Raw genomic sequence first — 23,065 nt, forward strand, 5'->3', positions numbered from 1 at the left:
AGCATGGAAACCAGGGCCGCCGTGGCGTGGGAGGCTGGCAAGCCGCTCACCATCGAGACCATTCGCATCGAGGGCCCGAAGGCCGGCGAGGTGCTCGTGGAAGTAATGGCAACCGGCGTGTGCCACACGGACGCCTATACGCTGTCGGGTCTTGATTCTGAGGGTAAGTTCCCAGCGATCCTCGGCCATGAGGGCGCGGGCATCGTGCGCGAGGTCGGCCCCGGCGTCACCACCTTGAAACCTGGCGATCACGTGATCCCGCTCTACACGCCCGAATGCCGCAACTGCAAATCCTGCCTGTCGCGCCGCACCAATCTCTGCACCGCCATCCGTTCCACGCAAGGACAGGGCCTCATGCCGGACAGCACCAGCCGCTTCCGCTGCGACGGCGAGACGGTGTTCCACTATATGGGCTGCTCGACCTTCGCGAACTTCACCGTGCTGCCGGAGATCGCGCTCGCCAAGGTGCGCGAGGACGCGCCCTTCGACAAGATCTGCTACATCGGCTGCGGCGTCACCACCGGCATCGGCGCAGTGATCTACACCGCGAAGGTGTGGCCCGGCGCGAATGTGGTGGTGTTCGGTCTCGGCGGCATCGGCCTCAACGTGATCCAGGGTGCGCGCATGGTCGGTGCCGACAAGATCATCGGCGTCGACATCAACCCGGCCAAGGTCGAAATGGCCAAGAAATTCGGCATGACGGATTTCATCAATCCGAACGAGATCGGCACCGACAAGGTGGTGCAGGCGATCGTCGATCTCACCGGCGGCGGCGCGGATTTCTCCTTCGATGCCACGGGCAATGTGGACGTGATGCGCCAGGCCCTCGAATGCTGCCACCGCGGCTGGGGCGAGAGCATCATCATCGGCGTGGCGGAAGCGGGCAAGGAGATCTCCACGCGTCCGTTCCAGCTCGTCACCGGCCGCGTCTGGAAGGGCACGGCGTTTGGCGGTGCGCGTGGCCGCACGGATGTGCCGAAGATCGTCGACTGGTACATGGAGGGCAAGATCAACATCGACGATCTGATCACCCATAAGATGCCGCTCGACGAGATCAACACCGCCTTCGACCTGATGCATGAAGGCAAGTCAATCCGCTCGGTCATCGTCTACTGATCAAGGAGCGGATCGTTGAGTTTCGAGGTCGTCTCGCAATCGCGCTGCTTTAACGGCACGCAGTTCGTCTATCGCCATGCCTCACAAGAGACTGGCACGCCCATGCGCGTGGCGGTCTTCGTGCCGCCGCAGGCAAGGAACGCTAAGGTGCCGGTGGTGTGGTTTCTCTCCGGGCTCACCTGCACGGAGGAGAACTTTACCGTGAAGGCGGGCGCGCAGCGGGTGGCCTCGGAGCTCGGCCTGATGCTCATGGCTCCGGACACGAGCCCGCGCGGCGAAGGTGTGCCGGATGATCCCGAGGGAGCTTACGATTTTGGTCTCGGGGCTGGCTTCTATGTCGATGCGACGCAGGAGCCCTGGGTACGAAACTACCGCATGCGCTCCTATCTGGAGCGCGAGCTGCCGGCTCTCATCGCCGAGAACCTGCCCGCCGACATGAGCCGCCAGGGCATCACCGGCCATTCCATGGGTGGCCACGGAGCGCTCACGATTGCGCTTCGCAATCCCGGCCGCTTCAAGGCCGTTTCCGCCTTCGCACCCATTGCCTCGCCCGTGAATTGTCCTTGGGGCGAGAAAGCACTGTCGACCTATATCGGGGCTGATCGCTTCGCCTGGCGCGAATACGATGCCTGCGCATTAATCGAAGGCGGCGCATGTGTGCCTGATCTGCTGGTCGATCAGGGCACGACCGACAGCTTTCTCGAGAGCCAACTCAAGCCCCAACTCCTGGCGGAGGCCTGCGCCAAGGCTGGCCAGCCTTTAACCCTGCGGATGCAGGAAGGCTACGATCATTCCTACTTCTTCATCGCGACCTTCATCGAGGATCATCTGCGCTGGCATGCCGAACGGCTTAGTTTGTAACAAGCCGTCTTCAGGCCCTGTCGAACAGCTCTGGATGCCGGAGTTGCAAGGCCTGGATCAGGGCCAGGGTCTTCATGTCGGCAATGGAGCCCTGATTCAGCAGGCCGACAAGCTCGTCGACGCTGATTTCCAGCACCTCGATTTCCTCGTGCTCCTCGGTGAGCCCGCCACCTTCGCCGACCCGGTCGGCGGCGGTATAGGGCGCCAGGAACAGATGCAGGCGCTCTGTCGTCATGCCTGGGGCTGACCAAGCCATTCCCACCGGCTCCAGCTTGGCAATGCGGAGGCCCGCTTCCTCCATGGTCTCACGCTTGGCGCAGGCTTCAGGCCCGTCTCCATCAAGCAGGCCCGCCACGGCTTCCAGGAGGTCTGCGTGGCCCTCCACATGCATGACGGGCGCGCGGAACTGCCGGATCAGGATGACAGTCCGCCGCTCCGGATCGTAGGGAAGCACGGCGGCAGCATCGGTGCTGTTCAGAACCTCCCGCGACATGATTCGGCCATCCGGCATCTGGACCGTGATCTTGAGGAGCTTGCGCCACCCCTCATAGAGAGTTTCGACCTGTTTGATCCGGTAGCCTGCCACGTCCTGCTCTCTCCTGTTCGACGTTCCAAAGCTTAAGACAACCCGCGAAACGCTCAAGTTATTCCGCAGGTTTCTTTGAAGCAGAGTAGCGGGTTCGTGCGTTAAGGGCAGGCAATGGTGGAGGAGAGTTGCGTGCATGAGGATCTGGTAGCCGCCATCCGGAAACGACAGGCCATTCTGTTCGCCGGCGCCGGGGTCTCCATGACGGTCGGCCTGCCCTCATGGAGCACTCTGATCGAACACATTGCCGATGAGCTGAAGATCGATCTGTCGGAATTCCGGGGAGCCGAACTCAACCATCTGACGCTTGCGGAATATTATCGCATCAAACAGGGCAGCATCGGCCCGCTGCGCAGCTGGATGGACCGGAACTGGAGCATTCCGGAGGAAGCCCTGCAATGCTCGCGCGTCCACGAGATCATCTGCAAGCTCGACTTCCCGATCATCTACACCACGAACTTCGATCGCAACCTGGAGACCTCGTTCGAGCTGCAGGGCAAGGAATACGTGAAGATCGTCAATGCCAAGGACATCGCCCGGATCCGCTCGGGCATTCCGCAGATCGTGAAGTACCATGGCGATTTCGACGATGACGGGTCCATCGTCATCGCGGAGACCGACTATCTCGAACGTCTCTCCTTCGAGTCGCCCCTCGACATCAAGTTCCGCTCGGACGCGCTCGGCAAGACCATCCTGTTCATCGGCTACAGCATGAGGGATCTCAACATCCGCTTCCTGCTGCACAGGCTTTGGAAGACCTGGGCTGATTCCGGATACGAGCGGGACAGGCCGCAATCCTATGTGTTCGTGCTGCGTCCGAACCCTGTCGAGCAGGCGGTTCTGGAGCAATGGGGTCTGCAGGTCCTGACGGAGAAGGACTGCCCACCAGAGCAGGCGCTTGAGAGATTTCTCGCCAAGTTGAGCGAAGCCGTTGAACGGGGGGAGGACAGTGGCTGATTTTGCATCGGCACGGCCTTGTGCCAATGTGGCGCCTTTCTCATTTCCAAGATGACTTCATGGCCGCCTCAACCAAACGCCGTCTTTCCCTTCGCGATGTTCTGACCGATGGACGCATCGCGCTCATGCTGCCGCTAGGCTTCTCCTCGGGGCTCCCCTTCCTGCTCGTCTTCAGCACCCTGTCAACCTGGCTCAGGGAGGCCGGCATCTCGCTGACGATCATCGGCATGCTGAGCTGGGTGGCGCTGGCCTATTCCCTGAAATTCCTCTGGGCTCCCATCGTCGACCGCTACGATGTTCCGGGCCTCTCCCGCCTGCTCGGTCGCCGCCGCGGCTGGATGGCCCTGTCGCAATTTGGCGTCATGGCCGGCCTGATCGGCATGGCCCTCACGGGCCCCCAGATAAGCATGCCGCTCACGATCGCGGCGGCCGTGCTGATCGCCTTCTCGTCGGCGACCCAGGACGTGGTGATCGACGGCTGGCGCATCGATGCCGCGCCGACGGAACGCCAGGGCATGATGGCGGCAAGCCTTCTGCTGGGCTATCGCCTCGCCCTCATCTGTGCCGGCGCCGGTGCGCTCTACATCGCCCAGTTCGCGAGCTGGCCCAGCGCTTATTTCGCCATGACAGCGCTCATGGGCGTCGGTCTCGTGGGCACATTGCTCGCCCCGCGCATCGACGAAGGGCCGGCACGCAAACATCTTCCCTTTGTCCAGGCGATCATCGAGCCTCTGACCGATCTGTTCCGGCGCAAGGGCATGATGCTGATCCCGATCCTGGCGCTCATCGCCTGCTACCGCCTGCCCGATTTCGTCGCCGGGATCATGGCGAACCCGCTCTATATCGACCTCGGCTTCTCCAAGGCCGACATCGCCAATGTATCGAAGCTCTACGGCGTCTGGATCGGCATCATCGGTGCCTTCGGCGGCGGCCTCGCGCTGACCCGTCTTGGCTTGTGGTGGACCCTACTCATCGGCGCGTCCATCGCCGCCGGCTCCAACCTGATGTTCTCCTGGCTTGCCGCCGGCAACGCTACGATCATGGGCCTGACGCTCACGATCAGCGTCGACAATTTCGCGCAAGGCTTCGCGGGCGCAGCGCTCGTCGCCTACATGTCGGGCCTGACTTCGCCGGGCTTCGCCGCGACGCAGTACGCCCTTCTGAGCTCGCTTTACGCTCTGCCCGGCAAACTCATCGGCGGCGCCTCAGGCGCGGTAGTGGATGCCTTCGGCTACCCGCTGCTCTTCACCGGCACCGCCGCCATCGGCATCCCGTTGATCTTCCTGTGCCTCATCGTACGGCGGGATACGATGAAGACGGTTGAGGAAAAAGAGGAAGCGGCCGAGATGACCGGAACGCCGGTCGGTGCCGGATCGAGGGCATAAATTCAAACGTCATCCCGGACGGAGCGAAGCGAAGATCCGGGATCGCTTAAACCGTTCCAGCACTGTCATTCCGACGAAGGCCGTCCGTAATGATACCCTCCAAGTCATCACCGGCCCTGTGCCGGTGATCCCGAGTGATGAGGCTCGGTGCCCTTCAGAAGTGAGATGGCCGGGACAAGCCCGGCCATGACGGAAGAGTATCCTGATGACGATCCCGGATCGGCTTTCGCCATCCGGATGACGCTCGTTGAAACTGCAATTAAACCCACCCGCCGTCCACGAGATAGGTCTGGGCGGACATGGCGCTGGAATCGTCCGAGCCGAGGAAAAGCGTGAAATTGGCGATATCCTGCGGCACGAGCTTGCGCTTCACGCATTGGCGCTTGAGCAGTTCCTTCTCGCCTTCCGGCGTCAGCCAGAGGTCGATCTGGCGCTGGGTCATGATCCAGCCAGGAACGAGACAATTGACGCGGATATTCTTTGGTCCGAGTTCCCGCGCAAGCGCGCGGGTGAGACCAACGGCGGCGGATTTCGCGGTCTTGTAAGCGGCAAAGGAATCGTCGCTCACCATGTAGCTCGTCGAGCCCATATTGATGATCGAGCCGCCGCCCGCCTTCTCCATGTCCGGCAGCACGGCTTGGGCGGCGAAGAACTGATGATCGAGATTGGTGGCGAAGCGCTCCCGCCAATATTCCGGCGTGACCTGATCGATCGTGTGGCGGTCGTCGCGCGCGGCGTTGTTGACGAGGATCGTGATCGGCCCGAGCGCATCGCTGGCGCGCTGGATTGCCGCCTGAAAGGCGGGAATGTCGCGCACATCGCTATGCTCGAAATGCACGCGCTCGCCGAGTTCCTTCGCCAGAGCCTGTCCCGCTTCAGCATTGTAGTCGAGGATGGCGACCTTGCTGCCCTGCGCATGGAACGAACGCGCGATGCTCTCGCCGATACCACTCGCGCCACCGGTAATGAGAACAGCCTTGTCCTTCAGGGAGCCGTAAATCGTCTGGGTCATCAATCTTCACCTTATTCCAATGAACGTGCTGTCATCCCGAGACTGCATAGCAGAACCCGGGATTGCTTGACGAGGTTGGCACCTTAGTTCTGCGACCTGTCCCGGACCTCCGCTCACGCTTGGCCCGGAATGATGCGAACGGAATCAGATCGCACCCGGTCCTGGCGTAGCTCCGGGCGGGCATTTGCCGAGGATGATCATGCCGAGCACCTCGTCCTGCGTGACGTCCTGCACATTGGCCGAGCCGACGAGCTTGCCGTTCTTCATCACGCTGACGCGGTCGGCGAGGCCGAAGACATCGTGGATGTCGTGACTGATGAGGAAGATGCCGATCCCTTCCTTCTTCAGCTGCAGCACAAGATCGGCCACCTGCTGCGTCTCGGCGGGACCGAGCGCCGCTGTAGGCTCATCCATGATTAGCACGCGGGCATTGAAGTAGATCGCGCGCGCAATCGCCACCGATTGGCGCTGACCGCCGGAGAGCGCTTTAACAGGCTCCTTGAAGCGGCGGAAATGCGGATTGAGACGCGCCATGACCTTGCGCGTCTCGGCCTCCATCGTCGCATCGTCGAGGGTGCCATAGGGCGTGAGGACTTCCCGTCCAAGGAAGATATTTCCTGCTGCGTCGATGTTATCGGCGAGCGCGAGCGTCTGATAGATCGTCTCGATGCCGTAGCGCTTGGCATCGCGGGGCGTCGAGATGTCGGCGTGCTCGCCATTCACGTAGATCTCGCCCGCATCCGCCTTGTAGGCGCCGGAGAGGATCTTGATCAGCGTCGACTTGCCGGCGCCGTTATGGCCGAGCAGACCCACCACCTCGCCGGGGCGCAGATCGACGGACACGTCGTCGACAGCCTTGATACCACCGAAAGCGATGGAGATGTTGCGCATCTCGACGAGAGACGCCGTTCCATTCGTGTGCATGATGCGCGTCCCTTACTTGATGCGACGGCGATAGAGGCTATCGACCCACACCGCCAGCACGAGAACCGCGCCGACGACGATGTTCTGCAGCGGTGTGTCCACGCCGAGCAGCACCATGCCCGACTGCAGTGACTGCATGACGAGCGCGCCGAGCATAGCGCCAGCGATGGTGCCGATGCCGCCGGCGAGCGACGTACCGCCGATCACCGCGGACGCGATCACGTAAAGCTCGTCGAGGGTACCGGCCGCATTGGTCGCCGCGTTCAGACGCGCGGTCGAAATGCAGGCAGAGATGCCGCAGAGCAGGCCCATCAGGCCGAACACCTTCATCAGCGTCCAGCGGGTGTTGATGCCCGACAGTTCCGCCGCTTCCGGATTGCCGCCGATGGCGAAGACATAACGGCCGAAGCGTCGGCGCGTCGCAATGAAGGTCATCACCAGACCAACGACGACCGCGATCAGCACCGGCAATGCGACACCATGCGGAATGAACAATCCGCCTTCGGGCCACGCGATGCCGTTCGCTTCCGCCCAGCGGCGCGCCGTGCCAGCGGGCAGCGGATAGGCATTGGCAATGGCGGCGGCCCCGAGCACGGCGACGCAGGCGATACCGGCAATCACCGCATCCGCCCAACCGGGACGCACCGGGAAGCCGAAGCTCAGGCGGCGGCGGCGGGCAAGGCCCAAAGCCACGATGATGCCGCCGCAGGCAATCGCGGCAATGACCCAGGTGGCGGTCGCGCCGAGCGCACCTTCCACACCGCCGCCAAAGGCCTTGAAGCGGGTATCCATGGGCGCGATGGTCTGACCGGTCGTGACCCACCAGGCCGCGCCGCGCCACACGAGCAGGCCGCCGAGCGTGACGATGAAGGAGGGAATGCCGAGATAGGCGATGAGCCAGCCCTGGAAAAGGCCGATCGATCCGCCGACAACGAGCGCGATCAGCACGGCGAGCGGTGCGGTGAGCCAATGTTCCAGCCCGAGATAGGCCGGCAGCCACTGCACCTGCGCAACGCCGATGATCATGCCGACGACGCCGAGGATCGCGCCGACGGAGAGGTCGATGTTCCGCGTGACGATGACGAGCACCATGCCGGTCGCCATGACCGCCACGGAAGCGGTCTGGACCGACAGGTTCCAGAGATTGCGCGGAGTGAGAAAAACGCCGCCGGAGAGAATGTCGAAGCCGATCCAGATCACGGCAAGCGCCGCCAGCATGCCGAGCATGCGGACATCGATCTCGAGTTTCGACAGGAGCGAGCCGGAAGCGGCGCTCGGCGGGGCAGTCGTGGCAACAGGTGCAGTCATGACGTCACGCTGAAAGGCGAATGAAAAGTCTCATGAAAAATGTCATCCCCGGCCGAAGTGTCAGCGGAGGAGAAGGGATCCATTGCGCAGAGCGTTGAATGGATCCCCTTCCCTTGCCTAAAGGCTCGCCGGGGACGACAAGGAGCAAGCCCCGATCAGTTGCAGGCCTTCGCAGCGCCCGCCTTCACGCCCTGGCAGACCACGTCCTTCGTGACCCAGCCGGCATTGATGACCACGTCGAGATTATCCTTCGTGATCGCAACGGGCGTGAGAAAGAGAGCGGTCATGTTCTGCTTCTTCGGACCGAGGTTCCAAGGCTTTGCACCCTGGATCTCGGTGAGCTTCTTGCCGCCTGCGAGCTGCACGGCGATCTCTGCTGCGTTGCGGCCGAGTTCGCGGGCATCCTTGAACACCGTGACGGTCTGCGTGCCGAGCGCCACGCGGTTCAGAGCCGCCTTGTCGGCGTCCTGACCGGAGACCGGCACGGAACCGGCGAGGCCCTGCGCCGCGAGAGCAGCAATCGCGCCGCCCGCGGTGCCGTCATTGGCGGCGATCACCGCATCGATCTTGTTGTTGTTCTTGGTGAGGAACTGCTCCATGTTCCGCTGCGCATTGGCGGGGAGCCAGCCATCCGTATAGGCCTCGCCAACATTCTTGATCTTGCCGGAATCGATCGCACTCTTAAGCACTTCCATCGAGCCCTGGAACAGGAAGTTGGCGTTCGGATCGGCGCCCGAGCCCTTGATGAAGGCGTAGTTGCCTTCCGGCTTCAGCTTGAACACCTCACGGGCCTGGAGGCGGCCGACCTCGACATTGTCGAAGGTGAGATAGAAGACCTGCGGGATTTCGATGAGGCGGTCATAGCCGACGACCGGAATGCCTTCTGCGACCGCCTTCTCGACGGCCGGGCGCACCGCATCCGCGTCCTGCGCCAGCACGATCAGCGCCTTGGCGCCGCGGGAGATGAGGCTCTCGATATCGGTGAGCTGCTTGGACGGCGAGGATTGCGCATCCGCCGACACATAGGTGCCGCCGGCCTTCTCGACGGCGGCCTTGATGGCGGCCTCGTCGGTCTTCCAGCGTTCTTCCTGGAAGTTCGACCAGCTGACGCCGACGACCGGGCCCTTCTGGGCGAAGGCGGCGGTGGCGGACAGAGCCAGAGCGGCAAGACTGATCAGTGCGTGTTTCTTCGATAGCATCGGCTTCCTCCTGGACCTTGCGTTCCCTTTACAAGTCCCTTGCTCATGACAGGCTGTCGGTCCGAGGCGGATCGACGATATGGCTCGCTCTGCCATGCTTTATATTTCGAGCGCGGAAATAATTATCTCAGCCGTTCCTGGCTTCAAGCACCTTCAGGCTTATATTTTCGTCTGATACCCATCTATCTTGGAATTGTTTTATTCATAAACCGAACAAATGAACGCGATGACCATGCTTTCCCTCTCTCCTCGTGAAACGGCCCGGCGGCGCCTGCTCGATGCTCTGCGCCGGGAAGGCGCCATGGCGCGGGTGGAGATCGGCCAGCATCTCGGCATGAGTCCGGCGAGCGTCTCCGACCTGACGGCCAGCCTCCTCGATGAGGGCATCCTGGTTGCGGAAGAGACGACGGACCCGGCCTCGAGCCTGATTCGCGGGCGTCCCAAGACGCGCCTTTACTTTGCGGAAACCCTGGGATCGGTGATCGGCGTCTGGACCGGCTTCAACCGCATCGAGCTGCGGCTGGTGGACAGCGCGGGACGCAACCGGGCCAGCCGGCACATCGAACGGCCCTTGCGCAATCTCGGGGCGGAAGAACTGATGAATGTGCTGGCGGAGACGATCACCGTCTTCGCCGAGGAGACCGGCGCACACAACGTGAAGGCCGTAGGCCTCGCCTGCCAGGGCTATGTGGACACGCGGGACGGCATCGTCGCCTGGAGCCCGGTGCTCGGCACCCGCGATCTGCCTCTGGCCTCCGGGCTTGGTGAAAGGCTCGGCAAGCCCGTTCTGATCGAGAACGATGCCAGCGCCATGGCCTTTGCCATCACGCAGCGGAACTCGGATCTGCGATCGGGCCGCACGGCCTGCCTGATGATCGGCGACGGCGTCGGCCTCGGCTTTCTCATCCAGGGCGAGCTCTATCGCGGCGCGCGCTTCGGCGGCAGCGAGTTCGGCCATGTGCGCCTGCGCCGAAGCGGCCCGCAATGCCGCTGCGGCGGACGCGGCTGCATCGAGGCCTATCTCGCCGATTACGCGCTCCATCGGGATGCGCAGCTCATCGACCACCGACCGGCCCCGACCCTGCTGCTGCCGAGCGAGGACGCCATGGGTTCTATCGTCGAGCAGGCGAGAGCGGGCGATCCCGCCCTCCTCAACCTCTTCCAGGCCGCCGGCGAAGTATTGGGCGATGCGGTCGGCATCCTGATCCAGACCCTGGAGCCCGATCACATCGTGATCTGCGGTCCCGGCACCCGCGCCATGGACCTGCTGCGCCCCTCCTTCGAGGCAGCGCTCGAATCGCAGACCATTCCCGAGCTGAGAGCGCTCGCCGCCATCCACGTGGTGGAATCTTCCATGGACCTTTTGACCGAAGGCGTCGTCATGCAGGCCCTGCGCGAACTCGACCTTGATCTCGCACGCTCGAAGGCCGCCTGAGGCTCATCCCAAAAGAAAGTGCCGCCACGGCCTTCTCTGGGCGGCACATCTCGCTCAAACCTCCGCGTGCTCCGATCAGATCACGTAGAAGTCGTGGTAGTAGAGCTTTACCTTGTTGGAGATGGTGGCGATCTTCACCTGGGCCTTCGAGCCGGTGCCGTCCTGGTCGTAGTAGAGCGCGCCGGTCTTCTTGTCGTAGACGATGCGATCCTCGCGATCCTGCGCCTTCTTGCCCTCGATGAACATGTCGGACTTGAACTTCTTCGGCTTGGAGAGCGAGCCCGAACCCAGCTTGGTGAAATACTTGTTGTCGAGGTAGAAGCTGTCATCCGAAGACCTGAAATCGTAGATCCGATCCACGTTCGTGCTCTTGTTCAACCGTGTATCGAACACGAACACGTCCTTGCCCGAGCTGCCATACAGCTTGTCGTTGCCGGTCCCGCCGAAAATACGGTCGTTGCCGAACTCGCCATAGAGCGTGTCATTGCCGTTGCTGCCGTAGATCGTGTCGTTGCCGGCTTCGCCGCGGAGCGTATCCGCCCGCGAGGTGCCGCGGAGCGTGAACGGCGTCGTCTCGCCCGTGTAGTTGGTCACGGTGATGTTCACCGTCAGGCTCGCCACGCCGCCATAGGGATCGCTGGCCAGGATCGTCACCTGGTTCAAGGGCCTCGTCTCGAAGTCGAGCGGCCCGGTCACCACCAGGCTGTTGCCGATGATGCCGAAGGACCCGCTCGAGCCCGGCGCCAGGCTGTAGGTGATCCTGTCCCCGTCCAGATCCGTAGCCGCCAGCGTGCCCACCTCCGCGTTCCCGGGGGCGTTCTCGCGGATGCTGGCGTTCGACAGCGTCAGCCCTGTTGGCGCGGCATTGACGAACTCCGTCCCATCGGCGAACTGCAACTGCCGGACATCCTTGAGCAAGTCGATGCCATCCGGACCTGTGACCGTGACGGTGCCGTCGGCATTGCGGGTCACACTGGACTGCGCACGGCTGCCTGAGAACACCGCCGTGTTGAGGCCTGAACCTCCGTCCAGCGTGTCGTTGCCGGCTCTGCCCGTCAGAATGTCATTGCCATCTCCGCCCAGGATATGGTTGTCAATGCTACTGCCATACAATGTATCGCCAGCGTTGGAACCGATCAGACCTTCGATGTCCTCGTAAGTATCGCCCGCCGCCTCACCGGTTCCTGCGACGCTCGCGAAGCCGACCGGCGCGAGGTCAAATATCACAGGATTGCTCAAGTCTGCGGTTACACCTGCATCCGCATTAGCATAGCTGGCATAGTCAAAGCCGTCATATCCACGGAGAGTATCACCTCCAGCGCCGCCTACCAATGTATCGGAACCTTCAGCCCCTCGGAGAGTGTCGGCCCCAGCGCCGCCGATCAGCACATTGTTGTTCGCATCACCTGTAAGACCATCAGCCTGCGCCGAGCCGATCAACCCTTCGATCGAGTCGTAGCTATCGCCCTCTGCGTCGCCCTCATTCTGAGTAGAATCATCGAGTGAAGCCTCCACCCCTCCGACAGTGACGTCCTGGTAGGATGCATAGTCAAAGCGATCACCTCCGTTCAGTGTGTCGTTGCCAGCGCCGCCCACGAGCGTGTCATTGCCACCCTGGCCCCAGATCAGGTCGTCGCCGCCCAGGCCTTTGATCAGATCGTTTCCGTCGTTGCCGGCCATCCAGTTGTATGTTTCGGTGCCCGTCAGGGCATCCGAATGTTCGGAGCCGACCAGGTTCTCGATGCTGTCGTAAGTGTCGCCCGCGGCGTCGCCGGCATTGTCGTTGGCATCCCCAGGCCTCAGGCTGGCGGTCACTCCGGCTGCGGCGCCCTGATAGGAGGCCGTATCGCCGACATTGGCGCGGGCCTTGGTGTCGGACGGCGACAAGTTGTCGAAACCGCCGCTCAAAATATCTCTACCGGCTCCGCCGTACAGCCAGTCATCCCCGTCTGCGCCCTGGAGATGATCGTTTCCGGTGCCACCATTCAGCGTATCATTGCCACCCATACCAGACAGCTGGGTTCCCCCGTCACGCCCGGTCAGCACGTCATTGTGGCTTGAGCCGCGCATACCCTGGATGTTGACGTAGGTATCGCCAAGGGCCTCACCTGTATTTCCCACTGAGCCCTTGAGGTTGGCGGTCACACCCGCCACGGCATCAACGTAATCGGCCCAATTGAATCCGGCTCCGCCATCGAGGCGATCCGCACCGGCGCCGCCGTTGAGGAAATCGTCTCCGGCGCCGCCATAGAGCGAGTCGTTGCCGGCCTTCCCATTCAGGGTATCGACCTGGCCCACGATATCCGTTCCGACATAGATGTCGTTGTGAGAGGTTCCGTTCACCGTGACGGCGATTTCGCGAGCGTCGATGATCTGATTACGGATCACGCCATTGCCATCGGTTCCGTCATCCCAAACAATCGAGATGCGCCCGTCGGGAAGCTCCGTGACCGAGGTGATCCCACCTTGGTCTCCTTTTTGAAGAGCACCGTCATTAATCAGCTTGGGCCCGACGATTGTTCCATCGGCCTTGACCAGTTGCAGATAAATATCGCCGTTGTCGTTCCCGACCCAATCCTCATAGATGACGGCGTATCCGCCTGCGAAACCACCTTTTGTCAGGGCAACGATTTCAGGAGGATATTCCGTCCATGTTCCATTTTGCTGCAAGGAGCCTGTCGCTACCTTGCCTCCATTGGCATCATAGACCTGCGTGGAAAACTTTCTTGCATTCCCCTCCTGCCAGCTGACGACAAAGCCGCCATTGGACAACGCCGTTATTTTAGGCTCATTTGCATTTTGACCGCTGGCATTCCCCGTTAGCACAGTGACTGTGTTGTTGGCCCCTACAAGGGCGACCTTGATAACGCCACTTTCTTCCCACGTGACCGCATGCCTGCCATCCGCAAGCTCCGTGACATCGGGCTGGGTGACGCCTGAACCTGTTACAATGTTGAATTGAGTGCCATCCTGCCGCTTGAAATGGATGACATCTTGCGTGTCATTGCTTGCAGCCCAGACAGCGACCCATTCGTTACCGTCCGATGCAAAGGACGGAAAGTCATTTCTGGGAAGCCCAGTGGTGGTCGGCGACGCAATGGTAAAAAGCCCACCGTCCTTCGCGCCCGTAACCGAAAACTTTTGAGCTTGGACCGTTGCATTGGCGCCGCTCCACCCAACGATAAAGCTGCCATCGTCGAGGACTGTCACCTTGGGGGCCCTCGGCGTCCCGACCGTACTTGCAAGATCCTGTCTGGCACCGACAGGATTCCCCAAGCCGTCATAAACCTGCACGCAGGTAACGCCCCTTGAATCCCAAACAACGATGTAGCCACCGTTAGGCAGGGCCGCCACAGTGCTCTCATCCGCACCATTTGGACCTGTAACCGTTTTAGGATTGCCCCACTTCTCGATCGCCATAATTCTTCTCCCTAAAATTGCCAACGCCCCGGCCTGCCCTGCAATGGAATCACGGCGACCATTGTGATGTTGTAGTATGCAGCGGCGAGATTTAATGCAAGGTTATAGCTTGTAAAGGGGTAGTCTGGTGCGTTGACGCACATGGCAAAGCTTGAGATCGACCATCAGGAGCCGGCATTCGTTACGTCATGGGAAAATAGTATTGAATTTCAAACACTTCCGTGACCACGAGATCTCAGCGATCCAGGCATCGAAATCTGTTCCCGCATGATGGAAGCATCCTGGTCTCAAGGGCATGCCGGATTGAAACCGAGCGCGCATCCTTCGGAGTGGTCCAAAGCGGCGATGCCATAGCCATCCGTCCCGGGACCCGCTATCTCTTCCCCGTGAGCAGCCCTTCAAGCCCCCGAGACCCGATGTCCTCGTCCTCCCGTCCCGTCCAAGCCGGCGACCATGTCTTTCTCGTCGACGGCTCCTCCTTCATCTTCCGGGCCTACTTCCAGTCCATGAACCAGGACCAGAAGTACAATGCGCGCTCTTCGGACGGCATGCCGTCGGGGGCCGTGCGGCTCTTCGTGTCGAAGCTCCTGCAATTCATGCGCGACGGGGCGGCGGGGTTGAAGCCGACGCATCTCGCCATCGTGCTCGATAAGTCCGAAGGCTCGTTCCGCAAGGAGCTTTATGAGGATTACAAGGGCCACCGGCCGGATGCGCCGGAGGACCTGAAGGTCCAGATGCCGATCATGCGCGAGGCGATCCGCGCCTTCGGGCTCGAGCCCGTGGAGCTGGAGCGCTACGAGGCGGACGATCTCATCGCCACCTATACCCAGCAGGCCAAGGTCCGCGGGGCGGACGTGCTCATCATCTCGTCCGACAAGGATCTGATGCAGCTCGTGGGGCCCAAGGTCTGCTTCTACGATTTCGAATCGGGCTCCAAGGGCAAGCCCGGCTACCGGCCCGAACGCAATCTCGACGAGGCCGCCGTCATCGAGAAGTGGGAGGGCATTCCGCCGGAGAAGATCGGCGACGTGCTGGCTCTCATGGGCGACACCTCGGACAACGTGCCGGGCGTGCCGGGCATCGGCCTGAAGACCGCAGCCCAGCTGATCAAGGAATACGGCGATCTCGAAACGCTGCTGGAGCGCGCGCCCGAGATCAAGCAGCCCAAGCGCCGCGAGACGCTCATCAACAATGCGGAAGCCGCGCGTCTTTCGAAGAAGCTCGTGACGCTCGATTGCGAGGCCCCGGTGCCGGTGCCGCTCGACGACCTGCGCCTGCCCGAGCCCGATGCCAAGACGCTGATCGGCTTTTTGAAGGCCATGGAGTTCAACACGCTGACCCGGCGGGTGGCGGAGCTCTACGATGCCGATCCGGCCGCGATCGCGCCGGATCAACGCCTCATGCCCGGCGGCGAGGCGATCCGCTGGACCGGCAACGGCACCGGCGTAACGGCACCCACCGACGATGCCGTGCCCTTCTTCGGGAAGGTCGATACGGTAGCGGGCGAGGTCGATCCCTTCGCCGGTCTCGACCTGCCGGAGACCAGCACCTTGCGCAAATCTGTCGAGGGTCTCGGCACGCCCTCGCAGCTTGCGGGAAAGCGCGTGACGGAAGCCTCATCCGCGCCCTTCGACGTCACGGCTTACGAGACCGTCACAAGCCTGGAGCGCCTGAAGGAATGGGTCGCTCTGGCGCGCGAGCAGGGCTTTGTCGCGGTCGATACGGAGACGAGCGATCTCGATGCGAACCGAGCCGATCTCGTCGGTTTCTCGCTCTCGGTTGAGGCCGGCAAGGCCTGTTACGTGCCGCTGCAGCACCGTGATGAATCGGATCTCTTCGGCGGCGGTCTCGTGAAGGGACAGATCCCGATCACCGACGCGCTCGACACCATCCGCCCGCTTCTCGAAGATCCATCGGTTCTCAAGATCGGGCAGAATCTGAAATACGACTGGGTCGTGTTGAAGCGCCACAACATCGACGTACGCCCGTTCGACGACACGATGCTGATCTCCTACGTGCTCGATGCCGGCAAGGGCTCGCACGGCATGGACGAGCTCTCGCGCCGCCATCTCGGCCACTCGCCGATCAGCTTCTCGGAGGTCGCGGGCACGGGCCGGAACAAGGTGACCTTCGATAAGGTCGAGATTTCGAAGGCCACCGCCTATGCGGCGGAGGATGCGGACGTGACCTTGCGCCTGTGGCAGGTGCTGAAGCCGCGGCTTGTCTCCGAGCACCGCGCCACGGTCTATGAGACGCTCGAGCGCCCCATGGTCGATACGCTGGCCCGCATGGAGATGCGCGGCATCATGGTCGACCGGCAGATCCTGAGCCGTCTCTCGGGCGATTTCGCGCAGACGCTGGCGCGGCTCGAGGACGAGATCCACGAGATGGCGGGCGAAAAATTCGCGCTCGGCTCGCCGAAGCAGATCGGCGACATTCTCTTCGGCAAGATGGGCCTGCCCGGCGCGAAGAAGACGCCGTCCGGCCAATGGGCCACGCCTGCAACCCTCCTCGACGAACTGGCGCAGGCCGGCCACGAGCTGCCCGCAAAAATTCTCGAATGGCGGCAGCTCTCCAAGCTGAAATCGACCTATACCGATACGCTGCAGGAGCACTTGCATCCCGAGACCAAGCGGGTGCACACGTCGTTCGCGCTGGCAGCGACGACGACGGGACGTCTCTCGTCGTCCGATCCGAACCTGCAGAACATTCCGATCCGAACGGAAGCCGGCCGCAAGATCCGCCGCGCCTTCATCGCGCCGGAAGGCCACAAGATCATCTCGGCCGATTACAGCCAGATCGAGCTGCGCATCCTGGCGCATATCGCCGACATTCCGCAATTGCAGGAGGCTTTCGCGGAAGGAATCGACATTCACGCCGCCACCGCCTCTGCCATGTTCGGCGTGCCGCTCGATCAGATGACGGGCGATCTACGCCGTCAGGCGAAAACCATCAATTTCGGCATCATCTACGGCATCTCCGCCTTCGGCCTCGCCACGCGCCTCGGCATCGGCAATGCGGAAGCCTCGGCCTTCATCAAGCAGTATTTCGAGCGCTTCCCCGGCATCCGCACCTATATCGATGGAACCAAGAAGTTCTGCCGCGACAAGGGCTACGTAACGACGCTGTTCGGGCGCGTCTGCCATTATCCGCAGATCAAGTCGTCGAACCCGTCCGAACGTGCGGGCGTGGAGCGCCAGGCGATCAATGCGCCCATTCAAGGCACTGCCGCCGACATCATCCGCCGCGCCATGGTCCGCATGGAAGACGCGCTCAAAGCCGAGCGCCTCTCCGCCCGCATGCTGCTGCAGGTGCACGACGAACTGGTGTTCGAGACGCCCGACGACGAGGTCGAGGCGACACTGCCGGTGATCTCGCGCGTGATGACGGAAGCCCCGTTCCCTGCCGTGACGCTCAAAGTGCCGCTCGCCGTGGAAGCGCGGGCCGCGCAGAACTGGGACGAGGCGCATTAGGCGGGCGGATGACTGCACAACCATGAAGGATTCCGCTCTCAGGATCCGGTCGGCGACAGTCGACGATCATCGTCCCGGTCAAACGCCCTGGACATCTGTCGAGCGAGTCAGGGCCGATGGGTTCGGGCCTGATCCGCTGTTCGAAGCGCTCATTGCGGAACGCGACGGAAAGGCTGTCGGCTTCGTTTCGTTCTTTCGCGGCTATGCCGGCTGGCGCGGCAAACCCATGGGTATCGTTCATGCCTTGTATGTCGTACCTGAAGCACGCCGTACGGGTGCGGCACGCGCATTGATGGCAGCCGTTGCAAGGGTCGCGCTGGAGCGGGACTGGATCCGCGTCGAACTCTTCGTCGAGGAAGAGCGACCGGCGATCCGCTTCTACGAATCCATCGGCATGCACGACCTGCATCATCGTCATATGCGACTGGAAGGCGCGGCCCTGGAGCGTCTGGCTCAGACCTCCCTTTGACATTCAGGCCCCGCGCTCCACCCTCTTCAGGCGATGCATCGTTGGAAGAGAATGGAAACGCCTCATGCCTTACGAACTCTACTACTGGCCGACGATCCAGGGACGCGGCGAGTTCGTACGGCTGGCATTGGAAGAGGCCGGAGCCGATTATGTCGACGTGGCGCGGCAGCCCAAGGGCACGGCCGCCATGGCGCGCCTGATGGGGAGTGCGGAGCGGCCGCCCTTTGCGCCGCCCTTTCTCAAGGATGGCGAGACCATCGTCGGCCAGACGGCAGCGATCCTGCTTTACCTCGGTGCCCGACATGGGCTTGCCCCTAAGGATCCGGAAGGCGGGCTCTGGACGCATCAGATTCAGCTCACCATCGGCGATTTCGTCACTGAAGCGCATGACACGCATCATCCGGTCGGGGCCGACCTCTATTACGAAGATCAGAAGGAAGAGGCGCTCCGGCGCTCGGAAGAATTCCGCGGCAGCCGTATTCCGAAATTCCTGAACTGGTTCGAGACCATCCTCACCCGCAATCCTGAAGGCGGCCATCTCGTCGGCCGCGCCCTCACCTATGCCGATCTGTCCCTGTTCCAGGTCATCGAAGGGCTGACCTACGCCTTCCCCAAGGCGACGAGGCGGACCCTGAAGGGCGCTCCCCATGTGGCAGCCCTGCACGATGCCGTAGCGGAAAGGCCGCGCATCAAGGCTTATCTCGCAAGCCCCCGGCGCATCCCCTTCAACGAGGAAGGGATTTTCCGCCGCTACCCCGAGCTTGACGGGTAAGCGCCTCGAAACGCTCGTAAAAATTCACCTGGGCCGATCATCGGGCAGCCTTTGCCTTTCATAAGACTGTCATCTCCGACCCGTAGGACTTGCGCATCCTAACAATACATCGTTTCATGGCTAAATGCTTTCACGCGGAAGCCTAGAACGCTGATCGATATGCGAGGACCCTGTCATGGCTAATGTCTGGATCAACGAGTTTCACTACGATAATAGTGCCGCAAATGACCCGAACGAATTTATCGAAATTGCAGGCTTTGTGGGCACCAATCTGAATGGTTGGAAGATTCAGCTCTACAATGGCAGCAATGGTCAAGTTTACCATACGTTCGACCTGACTGGTACGATCCAAGGACCGTCTGAAAGCGCTTTTGGTTTCATCGGTATCGACCCACCCAGCACGAATTTCATTCAGAACGGCGGACCCGACGGAATCGCATTGATCGACGCGGCCGGAAACGTCGTCGAGTTTTTGAGTTATGAGGGAGCTTTTAAAGCCACTGACGGCGCTGCAGCTGGAATGGACAGCACAAATATCGGAGCTTTCGAAAATGGCGGCGGCTCGTCCACAGGGTCGCTCCAGCGCCAGGGAGTTGGCTATGACTCGGAGGATTTCGATTTATGGACCGCTTTTAGCGCTGTCGGTACGGCGACAAAAGGCGATGTGAATACCGGCCAAACATTTGAGCTTCCAGCAGGCCAAAGTCTTAGAATTTCAGCTGATACTGCCATCACCGAAGGCAGCGACGGTACGACAACGGTTACATTCACAGTTACGCGCTTCAACCCGGGTGAAGACGTTACATTCGACTGGAGCTTGGCAGGCCTTGGTCAAGATGGTTGGGCATCAACTGACGATTTCACAGGGCCTACCAGCGGAAGCTTTACCTTTACGGGAACCCGAACCACCTACGACATTACCGTTACGGTTAGTACTGACAAGCTATACGAATTGAATGAGCGATTCTCTGTTGCTCTGTCAAATGTCACCCCCGGCGTGACAGTCATACAGTCGTCCGCAACCACGACGATCATGAACGATGATCCGGTGCGGATTTACGATATTCAGGGCTCTGGCCTGACGGCTGCAAGAAATAACCAAGTGGTCATGACTACTGGTATCATCACCGGCATCCAGATGATTGGCGAGAGCCGAGGTTTCTATATCCAGGATGCAACAGGTGACGGCAATACGGCGACTTCCGACGGCATCTTTGTGTTCATGGGATCCGATTGGATACCAAACTTCGAGGTGGGAGACGAAGTTTTCGTTAATGGCAAGGTCACTGAATTTAATGGCCTGACACAAATCACTAAAGTCAGCGATACAATTCCTGTTACCGTCAGTCTCATCGACAGAGGCAACGCGCTTCCTGAGGCCGTTCTGATTGGGCCTAACGGCATAACGCCCCCGACCGATACAGTTGCAAATGCAATCGCGTTCTACGAAGCTCTGGAAGGCATGCGCGTAACGGTCGAGCCGACACGGGTCGTCGGCGCAACTAACAACTTCGGCGAGGTCTATACGGTTATCGAAGGAGCATACGACTCCGATAGCCTCAATGACCGTGGCGGGCTCTCGATATCAGAGGAAGGCGACTTCAATCCAGAGCGGATTCAGTTCGATAATATCCGCGATTCGCTCAACATGCCGATGGTCGATGTCGGTGCCCGGCTGGGTGCACAGACCGGTATCATGTCCTACGGCTTCAGCAACTATGAGGTCTTGATCAGCACTACGCCTGTCGTAACACAAACCTCGAACCTTCAACCGGAGGTCACCAGCGTCACAAGGCCTAACGAGTTTTTCCTTACCTTTGGTAACTACAACGTAGAGAATCTCGACATCAACGATGATGACGGCGACGCCGATATCGATGGAGGCCAGTTCGCTGCCGTCGCCAACCAAATCGTCAACAACCTGGGTGCGCCGGCTGTGCTGGCCCTTCAGGAGGTCCAGGACGACTCCGGCTCCGTCGACAATGGCGTGACATCTTCCCACAAAACTCTGCAGAAGCTGGTGGACTACATCAAGGCCGCAGGAGGCCCAGAGTACAAGTTCGCCTATCTGGAGCCCGTGAACAATAAAGATGGCGGACAAACCGGTGGTAATATCCGTCAAGCCTTCCTTTATAACGATGATGTGGTGGATTTCGTCGCCGGATCATTAAAACGCATCGTCGACGATCAGCCTACAGTCGATGGCGACGCATTCGAGGCCAGCCGCAAGCCACTGGTCGCACAATTCGATTTTCAGGGCGAGCGCTACACCTTCATCAATAACCATTTGAACTCCAAGAGCGGTGACGGCGGAATCTTTGGCACGACTCAACCCCCTGTTCTTAGAAGCCAAGCCCAGCGTATCGAGCAGGCGAAGATCATCAATGCCTATGTAGATGAGCTTCTGGAAAATCCTCTTACACAAAATGTCGTCGTTCTCGGCGACCTCAACGACTTTTCCTGGAGCAACCCGCTCAAGACTCTCGACGGCACCATCAACAGCGGTCAGCAGGTGCTCTGGAACATGGCCGAGGACTTCATCGCTGATCCGCGCAACCGCACCGATTACATCTACGAAGGCAATTCCCAGTCTCTCGACCACATTTATGTCTCGGCCGCCCTGCGAGCCCGCATGGAGGCCTTCGACATCGTGCGCATCAACTCCGAGTTCGACGCCAACCAGCAGGTGAGCGACCACGATGCGCTCGTGGCGCGCTCGACCTTCAAGGTCACGCGCGCGACGATCAACAATCCCAATATCGGTGGCGATGGCGGCAGCAATGCGCTGATCGGCACCGGAAGCGCCAACGTGCTGCTTGGCGGTGCCGGGCGCGATTACCTGGAAGGCAATGCTGGTGACGACATCCTGCTCGGTGGCGAAGGCGCGGACGGCCTCTATGGCGGCGAGGGCATCGACTATGTCTCCTATGTCGGCGCGACTTCGGGCGTGACGGCCAGCCTCGACGCCCCTCTCGTCAATACCGGCGAGGCTGCAGGCGACACCTATAATTCCATCGAGAACATGCGGGGCTCGGCCTTTAACGACACGCTCGTCGGCAATATGGCCAGCAACCTTATCGATGGCGATGCCGGTGCCGACGTCCTTCAGGGCAACGGCGGCAACGATACCTATATCGTCGACAACGCTCTCGATAGAATTATCGAGGCTATGGGTGGCGGCACCGATACCGTTCGGACCAGCATCAGCTTCACGCTTGCCGCGGGTACGGAAGTGGAAGTGCTCACGGCCACCGGCAGCGGATCGATCGATCTGACGGGCAATGCCTTCGTCAACACGATCACCGGAACGGCAGCGGGCAACGTCATCGATGGTGGCGCCGGCGCCGACCGCATGGCCGGGCGGGAAGGAGACGACACTTACATCGTCGACAATGCGGACGATGTGGTGACCGAGGTCGCGGGAGGCGGTTCGGATACAATTCAGACCTCCGTCAGCTTCGCGCTCGGCTCGACCACCGATGTCGAGCGGCTGAACGCCACCGGTGCCGCAAATGTCTCTCTCACGGGCAATGCCTTGATCAACACGATCACCGGCAATGCCGGCGCCAACAAGATCTATGGCGGCCTCGGCAACGATATCCTGCGCGGAGGATCCGGCAAGGACACCTTCGTGTTCGACACCAAGGCGAACAACAGCACGAACGTGGACCGGATCTTCGACTTCAGCGTGCGGGATGACAGCATCTACCTGGACAACAAGGTCTTCACCAAGCTCGGCTCCGGCTCGGCCTCGAAGCCGAAGAAGTTCACCTCCGACATGTTCATCAAGGGCGCCAAGGCGCAGGACCGGGAGGACCGGATCGTCTACGACAACAAGACGGGCGCGCTCTATTACGATCAGGACGGTACCGGCGCCAAGGCCCAGGTGAAGATCGGTACGCTCAACAAGAGCCTCAGCCTCACCCACAGCGACTTCTTCGTGATCTGATCGACATACCGATCATGACTTCAGCGAAAGGCCCCTGCTCATACAGGGGCCTTTCGTCTGCTCGAACATTGGACCCAAAAGTGGATCTGTACTTTTGGGATCCATCCGATGCTCCCTTCTTTGATGAGCACATCGTTGGGCGCGGAACCGGAGGTCCGCACGATATGCTGGTGCCGATCCCTTCCGAGATATGGATCGG

Annotated in this window: 15 protein-coding genes; 9 read left to right on the forward strand and 6 right to left on the reverse strand. The window is 61.1% G+C overall.

What is annotated here, in order from left to right; translation table 11 throughout:
• Positions 1-3: 3 nt before the first annotated feature.
• Both JO965_RS24985 and fghA read left to right on the forward strand, forming a co-directional pair.
• Positions 4-1,116 carry an S-(hydroxymethyl)glutathione dehydrogenase/class III alcohol dehydrogenase gene (locus JO965_RS24985; protein ID WP_203441619.1) on the forward strand — a complete coding sequence of 371 codons (1,113 nt, stop codon included), beginning with the start codon at positions 4-6 and terminating at the stop codon, positions 1,114-1,116.
• A gap of 15 nt (positions 1,117-1,131) precedes the next feature.
• The gene (gene fghA, locus JO965_RS24990) at positions 1,132-1,977 is read left to right on the forward strand and encodes an S-formylglutathione hydrolase (protein WP_203441620.1); all 846 of its coding nucleotides are present in this window, start codon (positions 1,132-1,134) and stop codon (positions 1,975-1,977) included.
• A gap of 10 nt (positions 1,978-1,987) precedes the next feature.
• Here fghA and JO965_RS24995 read toward each other — a convergent pair whose 3' ends face one another.
• On the reverse strand, positions 1,988-2,563 hold the full coding sequence (locus JO965_RS24995; protein WP_246776682.1) for an NUDIX domain-containing protein: 576 nt from the start codon (positions 2,561-2,563) through the stop codon (positions 1,988-1,990).
• Between the two features lie 132 nt (positions 2,564-2,695).
• Between JO965_RS24995 and JO965_RS25000 the strand changes: the two genes are divergently transcribed.
• Both JO965_RS25000 and JO965_RS25005 read left to right on the forward strand, forming a co-directional pair.
• Positions 2,696-3,520: an SIR2 family protein gene (locus JO965_RS25000; protein ID WP_246776683.1), complete on the forward strand. Its 825-nt coding sequence runs from the start codon at positions 2,696-2,698 to the stop codon at positions 3,518-3,520.
• 59 nt (positions 3,521-3,579) lie between these two features.
• Positions 3,580-4,905: an MFS transporter gene (locus tag JO965_RS25005; protein ID WP_246776684.1), complete on the forward strand. Its 1,326-nt coding sequence runs from the start codon at positions 3,580-3,582 to the stop codon at positions 4,903-4,905.
• A 259-nt stretch (positions 4,906-5,164) separates the two neighbouring features.
• On the opposite strand, the gene JO965_RS25010 is transcribed toward JO965_RS25005, so the two are convergent.
• The 4 genes from JO965_RS25010 to xylF all read right to left on the reverse strand — a co-directional run bounded on the left by JO965_RS25010 (position 5,165) and on the right by xylF (position 9,348).
• A complete protein-coding gene (locus tag JO965_RS25010; RefSeq protein WP_203441623.1) occupies positions 5,165-5,917 on the reverse strand; it encodes an SDR family NAD(P)-dependent oxidoreductase in 753 nt (250 codons plus the stop codon).
• 144 nt (positions 5,918-6,061) lie between these two features.
• Entirely contained in the window at positions 6,062-6,841 is a 780-nt protein-coding gene (locus tag JO965_RS25015) for an ATP-binding cassette domain-containing protein (RefSeq protein WP_203441624.1), read from the reverse strand.
• A gap of 12 nt (positions 6,842-6,853) precedes the next feature.
• Positions 6,854-8,149, reverse strand: a complete 1,296-nt coding sequence (locus tag JO965_RS25020; protein WP_203441625.1) for a sugar ABC transporter permease — start codon at positions 8,147-8,149, stop codon at positions 6,854-6,856.
• A gap of 155 nt (positions 8,150-8,304) precedes the next feature.
• Positions 8,305-9,348, reverse strand: a complete 1,044-nt coding sequence (gene xylF, locus JO965_RS25025; protein ID WP_203441626.1) for a D-xylose ABC transporter substrate-binding protein — start codon at positions 9,346-9,348, stop codon at positions 8,305-8,307.
• Positions 9,349-9,574: 226 nt separating this feature from the next.
• On the opposite strand from xylF, the gene JO965_RS25030 reads away from it, so the two are divergent.
• Positions 9,575-10,783, forward strand: a complete 1,209-nt coding sequence (locus tag JO965_RS25030; RefSeq protein ID WP_203441627.1) for an ROK family protein — start codon at positions 9,575-9,577, stop codon at positions 10,781-10,783.
• Between the two features lie 75 nt (positions 10,784-10,858).
• Here the strand turns inward: JO965_RS25030 and JO965_RS25035 are convergent, their stop codons facing one another.
• Complete coding sequence (locus JO965_RS25035) at positions 10,859-14,203, reverse strand: cadherin domain-containing protein (protein ID WP_203441628.1); 3,345 nt, start codon at positions 14,201-14,203, stop codon at positions 10,859-10,861.
• A 416-nt stretch (positions 14,204-14,619) separates the two neighbouring features.
• Here JO965_RS25035 and polA point away from each other — a divergent pair, with 416 nt between their 5' ends.
• The 4 genes from polA (at position 14,620) to JO965_RS25055 (ending at position 22,866) form a co-directional block, all read left to right on the forward strand.
• Positions 14,620-17,676 (forward strand): DNA polymerase I, encoded by a 3,057-nt coding sequence (polA, locus tag JO965_RS25040; RefSeq protein WP_203441629.1) that lies wholly within the window; start codon positions 14,620-14,622, stop codon positions 17,674-17,676.
• 22 nt (positions 17,677-17,698) lie between these two features.
• Entirely contained in the window at positions 17,699-18,145 is a 447-nt protein-coding gene (locus tag JO965_RS25045; RefSeq protein ID WP_203441630.1) for a GNAT family N-acetyltransferase, read from the forward strand.
• A 64-nt stretch (positions 18,146-18,209) separates the two neighbouring features.
• Entirely contained in the window at positions 18,210-18,917 is a 708-nt protein-coding gene (locus JO965_RS25050; protein WP_203441631.1) for a glutathione S-transferase, read from the forward strand.
• Between the two features lie 175 nt (positions 18,918-19,092).
• Positions 19,093-22,866, forward strand: coding sequence for an endonuclease/exonuclease/phosphatase family protein (locus tag JO965_RS25055; protein ID WP_203441632.1), 3,774 nt, complete (start codon positions 19,093-19,095; stop codon positions 22,864-22,866).
• Positions 22,867-23,065: the final 199 nt, after the last annotated feature.

Source organism: Microvirga sp. VF16, assembly GCF_016864375.1.
GTDB lineage: Bacteria > Pseudomonadota > Alphaproteobacteria > Rhizobiales > Beijerinckiaceae > Microvirga.

Coding starts and splice junctions, on each gene's coding strand:
- JO965_RS24985 (WP_203441619.1), top strand. CDS start 4: ATGGAAACCAGGGCCGCCGTGGCGTGGGAGGCTGGCAAGCCGCTCACC.
- JO965_RS25005 (WP_246776684.1), top strand. CDS start 3,580: ATGGCCGCCTCAACCAAACGCCGTCTTTCCCTTCGCGATGTTCTGACC.
- JO965_RS25010 (WP_203441623.1), bottom strand. CDS start 5,917: ATGACCCAGACGATTTACGGCTCCCTGAAGGACAAGGCTGTTCTCATT.
- JO965_RS25015 (WP_203441624.1), bottom strand. CDS start 6,841: ATGCACACGAATGGAACGGCGTCTCTCGTCGAGATGCGCAACATCTCC.
- JO965_RS25020 (WP_203441625.1), bottom strand. CDS start 8,149: ATGACTGCACCTGTTGCCACGACTGCCCCGCCGAGCGCCGCTTCCGGC.
- xylF (WP_203441626.1), bottom strand. CDS start 9,348: ATGCTATCGAAGAAACACGCACTGATCAGTCTTGCCGCTCTGGCTCTG.
- JO965_RS25030 (WP_203441627.1), top strand. CDS start 9,575: ATGACCATGCTTTCCCTCTCTCCTCGTGAAACGGCCCGGCGGCGCCTG.
- JO965_RS25035 (WP_203441628.1), bottom strand. CDS start 14,203: ATGGCGATCGAGAAGTGGGGCAATCCTAAAACGGTTACAGGTCCAAAT.
- polA (WP_203441629.1), top strand. CDS start 14,620: ATGTCCTCGTCCTCCCGTCCCGTCCAAGCCGGCGACCATGTCTTTCTC.
- JO965_RS25045 (WP_203441630.1), top strand. CDS start 17,699: ATGAAGGATTCCGCTCTCAGGATCCGGTCGGCGACAGTCGACGATCAT.
- JO965_RS25050 (WP_203441631.1), top strand. CDS start 18,210: ATGCCTTACGAACTCTACTACTGGCCGACGATCCAGGGACGCGGCGAG.
- JO965_RS25055 (WP_203441632.1), top strand. CDS start 19,093: ATGGCTAATGTCTGGATCAACGAGTTTCACTACGATAATAGTGCCGCA.